This is a genomic window from Stenotrophomonas sp. P5_A8, assembly GCF_056400545.1.
Map to the genome: position 1 here is coordinate 1 of NZ_JBFULB010000250.1, position 5,545 is coordinate 5,545.

5 protein-coding genes are annotated in these 5,545 nt (G+C 61.9%); 3 read left to right on the top strand and 2 right to left on the bottom strand.

Annotated elements, in window-relative coordinates; genetic code table 11:
- From AC1DQP_RS15415 to AC1DQP_RS15425, 3 genes are all read left to right on the top strand, one after another.
- A partial coding sequence (locus AC1DQP_RS15415; protein ID WP_478051945.1) for a DUF1993 domain-containing protein occupies positions 1-432 on the top strand: 432 nt, incomplete at its 5' end.
- A 754-nt stretch (positions 433-1,186) separates the two neighbouring features.
- Positions 1,187-2,077, top strand: coding sequence for a lipid II-degrading bacteriocin (locus tag AC1DQP_RS15420; RefSeq protein ID WP_478051946.1), 891 nt, complete (start codon positions 1,187-1,189; stop codon positions 2,075-2,077).
- On the top strand, positions 2,074-2,403 hold the full coding sequence (locus AC1DQP_RS15425; protein WP_457489194.1) for a hypothetical protein: 330 nt from the start codon (positions 2,074-2,076) through the stop codon (positions 2,401-2,403). Before AC1DQP_RS15420 ends, AC1DQP_RS15425 begins: the two co-directional genes overlap by 4 nt.
- 699 nt (positions 2,404-3,102) lie before the next feature.
- Here the strand turns inward: AC1DQP_RS15425 and AC1DQP_RS15430 are convergent.
- Entirely contained in the window at positions 3,103-4,080 is a 978-nt protein-coding gene (locus AC1DQP_RS15430; protein WP_478051947.1) for a DUF1684 domain-containing protein, read from the bottom strand.
- A 5-nt stretch (positions 4,081-4,085) separates the two neighbouring features.
- Positions 4,086-5,545 (bottom strand): TonB-dependent receptor domain-containing protein (locus AC1DQP_RS15435; RefSeq protein WP_478051948.1); only part of this gene is annotated, 1,460 nt, incomplete at its 5' end.

Genomic DNA, 5,545 nt, shown 5'->3' on the forward strand with positions numbered 1-5,545 from the left:
CTCTGCTACGACCCGCGCAACCTGCTCGCAGCGCGTTTGGCGCCAGACATGCACACGCTTGCCAAGCAGATACAGTTCGCCTGCACCCAGGCGCGCGAAGCGGCGTGTCGACTCAGTGGACAGCCGCTGCTATCACTTCCTGCCCCCGTCGACATGGACCAGGCGCGTGCGCTGATCGACCAGACATTGCACCACCTGGCCGGCGTCGACGCGGACGTGATCAATGCCGGCGCCTCGCGCGATGTGGCCATCGAGCTGGCCGACGGCCTTGCCTTCGACATGAAAGGCAGCGAATACGCGGCGAACTGGGCCACCCCGCAGTTTTATTTCCACCTGATTACCGCTTACAGCATCCTGCGCCACAACGGCGTACCACTGGGAAAGGCTGATTACGTGCCGCACATGTTCGCCTGGCGGCGACAAGACGGTTGATCCGGAGCAGGCCGAATCTCAGACCGGCTGACACTCAACAGCCATAGATTTTCGTCCTCTCTTTCTCACCTGCCCCTCCACGCCCGATGACCGGCCCCTCGGCGCCGCCCTACTCTGGGCTAAGTCCTGACCTAGGCCCGCGCCTCGAACCATCCGGCTTCGCCCTCCGCTGCCGGCGTGCTCGGGCGCCMAATMGACGAGTACTTTGGCGGTCAGACACAGTCGACGCACGGAGCCATATGTGTTCCGAATCGGGCAGCGTGGATGTCAGCGGCTGGCATCAACCATATCCCAGCTTGACGCGTGCGACCGCTACAGGGCTCAAACGGCCAGATGTACCTTAAGGCTCGCGTGACCACTTTGCCGCCCCTACGATTCAATCACTAGATCAAGGACCTTGGCTCATCAAGGAGTGTCGGATCCTGCGCCTTCGGCCATACCATCGCATTCGGGCGCCGCTACCAGTAGGGGGCCCGATCAGTAGGGGCCCGATGAAGGCTTGCCCTAATCACGGGTTCCTCCATCCCTTGATTACAAACACATGCCGGTGCACGCTCGCGATGGCGAACAGATTGCGGGTCGGAGAAGCGTTCGCTGTTGTCGGAGGGCATCGAAAAAGGACGAAGCGGAAACTCAATTAGAAGCTCGGCCCAGTAGCGTGGCTCGCGTAGAGGTCGCCAACGGGCAGCAAGACCTCGACATGCCGTTAACACATACATAACGATTGCGACTCATTCCCACATGGAGACGTGGCATGTCGACTGTTCCTACCCTTCCGACCGTTCCAGTATTTGCGCCCCCGCAGCCAGACCCCTACTTCGGCTTCGGCGGCGTCCAATACGCAATCGCGTTGAGCTCTCCTATCCTTCAGGAGGACACGCCCCCGCCCATCATCATCCGGGCTCACTTCGCAAATTCGGACGGGATCTGGGCGACCGAAGGCACGGATCAGCTCTATGAGCTCTGCAAAGTGATGAGCAACCGGCCTGGCGATTTCGTGCGCCAGCAAATTTTCCGCTACGGCGCCTACTGCGGCTGGCTCGGTGGGAACAGGGAATGGGCGCTCCCGGGTTCCACTCCAACCTCGCAAAATGGTGTCCCCATTCTCGATCCCGTGCAGGCCTGGGTCGAAGACGGGATGCGCTGGCCTCCCGCTTGGCGCGGCAACCTCTTCGACACCCCATTCCTCGCAATCCAGGGCGTGGCGCATTACATTGGAGTAAAGGAGAGCCGGACCGTCTCMCTCGCTGATCTCGGRCTCTTCAATCAAGTGACTGACTTCTCCCCGATCATGAACATCTTGCGTGATCACAACAACGGGGATGGAACCTATCAGTTCAACGAGGCCTTCTTCGAATACAACACTTTTGATCACGTCACCAATAACGTGCATGTTGCCAGCCTGATTGGACGGGTCGCGGGGACATTGACTGGAACCCTCACCATCACGGGGGGCACTTATGTCTTTGATGGAAACTATGGCCTCAACCCAGACACCTACGATGCCAACCCTTCGAATCGACCTCACTACCAAGAAGCCCTGACATCGTTCCTTCAGGCGATCAGTGATGCGGTAGGCACCACGAACTATCAGATCAACTTCACCGGCCGGAACACCGTTCACTTCCAGGGCAGCCGACCGTGAAGCCGGTATACGCTGCAGCACTACTCGTGGCCGTGTCGCTCTCCGCCTGTTCGCGTGAAGAATGCCCGGACTTGAGCAGCGAAGCACAACAGGAACAAGTCTACCGCTACGTTGTTGGAAACACGCTTCCAGCACTGAAGGACGTGACGCGTAATGATGTGAAGTTTATTGACTCTTCTCGCTACAACGCTGATAGCCGGATGTGGCGGTGGAACTTCCAAGCAAAAGGTCGGGAATACATCGCACTGATCGGTTGTGATGGGAGCGTTGAGCTATCGGTGGCGAAAGAATCACTGACCAGACAGGGCTTGTTCGCACCTAGGTGAACTCGTCTGCAACCAGRGGGACAATCCACCTCTGCCTGACTATCAAGGACGCCCGATGTTTCGCATCGGGCGTCTTCCATTCAGGGTTGATACGGCCCTGTCGCCACTCAGTGCCGCCCTCGCTTCGTCATCTAAAAAGCCGCATGGTCAGGGAACGGGCCTTCCGCACTCCGGAAGGCTTCCCTTCCGCCTCTGCCTGCGTCGTCTCCAGGCACGCTCGGCCAAGGCCGCAAGTCCCAGAAAGCAAGCAAACAGCAAGGCAACTTCAAGCAGGCTGAGAAGCAAGTTCATGTCCGGCGCCTTTGGCAAAAACTCGTCGATTGCGAGGTTCAAGGTGGTCGCGCACCTCGCACACGAGACCAAATGTATTTCAGTCACTCATCAGTAAAACKTGATTGCCATCACCTTTTACCGCATTAAGAACAGTTCTTGCGGGCCACACTGGGAGCCCTCACCCTCACGGCCGGCCGACTCAGCTTTCTTACCTTTGCGAACGTCTTGATACAGGTTAGCTCCAATACATATGAGCTGGCCTTGACTGGCCTATCCTTGAAGCAGTTCCGGACTTCTATCTCACTGGCGTACAGCTCCGGCGTTGTCCAGAATACGCGCTGCATGCGCTCGCTGACGTATCCAGGCAGTGACACGAAAGGAGCGGCGAGATGCGCACCCCATGGTGAACGTGTACGGAAGGGCCGCTTAGTGCTGGGCGAGCGCGTATTTCTTCTCGCCCGCCAGCACCGCCAGTCGCACCCGCTGGCCGTTGGTGTCCTGATCGGCCAGGYGGTTCTCCGGCGGCGGCAGTGGGCAGGTGGCGAAATCCGTATACGCGCAGGGCGGGTTGTAGGCGCGATTGAAATCCAGCGCGACCGTGCCGTCCGCCGCCACGGGGCCGGTGCGAAGATAGCGCCCGACCCCGTAGGTCTGCCGGCCGGTGGTCTTGTCCTGGAACATCAGGTTCAGGCTTTTCGCCGGATCACCCAGTGCTTCCAGCCGCCACTGGCGCCCTTCCTTCTCGAACATCACGTAACCGGGGTTCGGGGTCTCGGCGACGTGACCGATCACGCTCACGATAGGCAAGGTCTTGCCGGCCGGGTGCGGAACGAACCGTGCCTTCACACGCCAGCGCTCATCGGGCGGGAAGAAATCCAGTCCGGTGAACCGGAGCCGCGCCGGTGCATCGGCGTGGCGCACCCGCAAGGCCACGCGCTGGCMGCGCCTGATCACGGTGATCTGACCTTTGCCCTCGTCATAGGCCAGCTTGGTCCCACCTCCCTGTCCCTCAGGCTTCAGGCGCACCTCGCCCTGCACGGGTGTGCCGTCGGAAGTGACGCGCGCGCCTTCAACGGGCGTGAAGTACACGCCGTCCGGGCGCTGCTCCACTTGGCCCAGTCGATCCGGTGCGATGGCCAGCTGGAGGGTGTTGCCCTCGCCCGCGCCCACGCTTTGCGTTCCGGCTTCGATCCAGTGCAACCCGATCAGGCTGATCCAGCCATCGGCCTTGCCCAGGTCCGCCGCACGGCCTTTTACCCATGCGGCATGCTCGCCCGCGAAATCCGGCGCAGCGGGCGCGGTGCCCGACGCCTGCGCCTGCGCCGCGGTGGGGTCGCCCCGGGGGCTGCACGCAACCGCAGCCAAGGCCAGCAGCAGGCAGGTAACACGTGTGTAGGTCTTCATGCGGATCACCAGTTCTTGGAAATGCCAACGTGCAGGTAACGTCCGTAGGTTTCGTGCAACGCGCTCAGGTAATTGCCGAAGGCATTGAGTGGCGGTTCTTCGTCGAACAGGTTGCGTGCGCCCACTTCCACCGAGGTGCCTTTGAGGCGCCCTTCGTTGAAATCCTTCTTCACCGACAACGCCCAGCGCTGGGTGGCCTTGACGACGTAGGGCGTGCGGTCCGAATACGCGCCGGCCTTGACGCTGCCGATGTAATCGTCGCGCAGGCGGACCGTCCAGTCCTGCAGGTTCCACAGGAACGTGGCGCTGCCGCGCCATTCCGGCTTGGCGCCGTTGATGCCGATCTCGTTGGCCGCGCCCAGGTCGGGCGCGATGATGTTCAACTGCCCGTTCGCGATGGCGGCCGCCACCTGCTGGATCTCGGCCGGCTTCTGCTGGGTGTATTCTTTGAGCTGACTGACGCTGAGCAGGACCGCGAAGTTGCCCCACCCCGTGTCGCGCACGCGCCAGTTGAGGTTGTAGTCCACGCCAGAGGCCGTCAGCGGCCGGCGGTTCTGGTAGCGGTTGTAGATGTGGGTCACCACGCCCGCCGGTGCAAGCCCGGACCCTTCAAACAGCGCCGCGTCTTCGGCGGTCACCGCTGCACGCACCACGTTGGAATTGCTGCTGCCTTCCACCACGCGCAGGTAGGCGTCGTACAGCAGCTCCTCGCCCAGGGTGTTGATCGGATTCTCCACTTCCACCCGCCACGCATCCACGCTCAGGCTGACCGCGCCCAGCCGCTCTGGCAGGAACTGCGGCTCCAGCACCGCGCCCCATGACGACTGGCGGGTGGTCTCCGGCTTCACGTCATCGCCGTAGGAGGTAACCGCGCTCACCGACGGTTTGACCGGCGAACCGCTGCTGTAGGCATTCAAGCAGGCGGTGTAATCGGGCTGCGCCCCCCTGCTGATCAACGCATGACAGCGGATCGCATCGCTGTTGAAACCGAACCCGTAGGTCGGCGGCGAGTTCACCAGCTCCAGCCCCGGCGCGCGGAAGCCGCCGCTGACCGAGCCACGCAGCAGCACGCTGTCATTCACCTTCCAGGCCGCCGCCAGTTTCGGCTTGGCCACCTTCCCGGCATCGCTGTAGTCCTCCCACCGGCCCGCGATCTGGACATCCAGCGACTGGACCAGCGGCACCTCATGCGCAGGCGAGACCAGCGGCACCGCCAGTTCGATCAAGGCCGATTTAACGTTGCGGCTGCCGTGCACGTCCGGCCGCGGGCTATGCGTGAAGAAATTGCTGGCCGCAACGGTGCCGGTGTACCAGTCCGTGTACGGACGGCTGCCGTCGATGTTTTCGTCGCGATCATCGGTGCGGCTTTCATAGCGGTACTCGACACCCGCTGCCAGGCCGATGTCACCGGCGTACCAGCTGAGCAGATCCGGACGGTTGACCTTGAAGTCCCACAGGGCCAGCT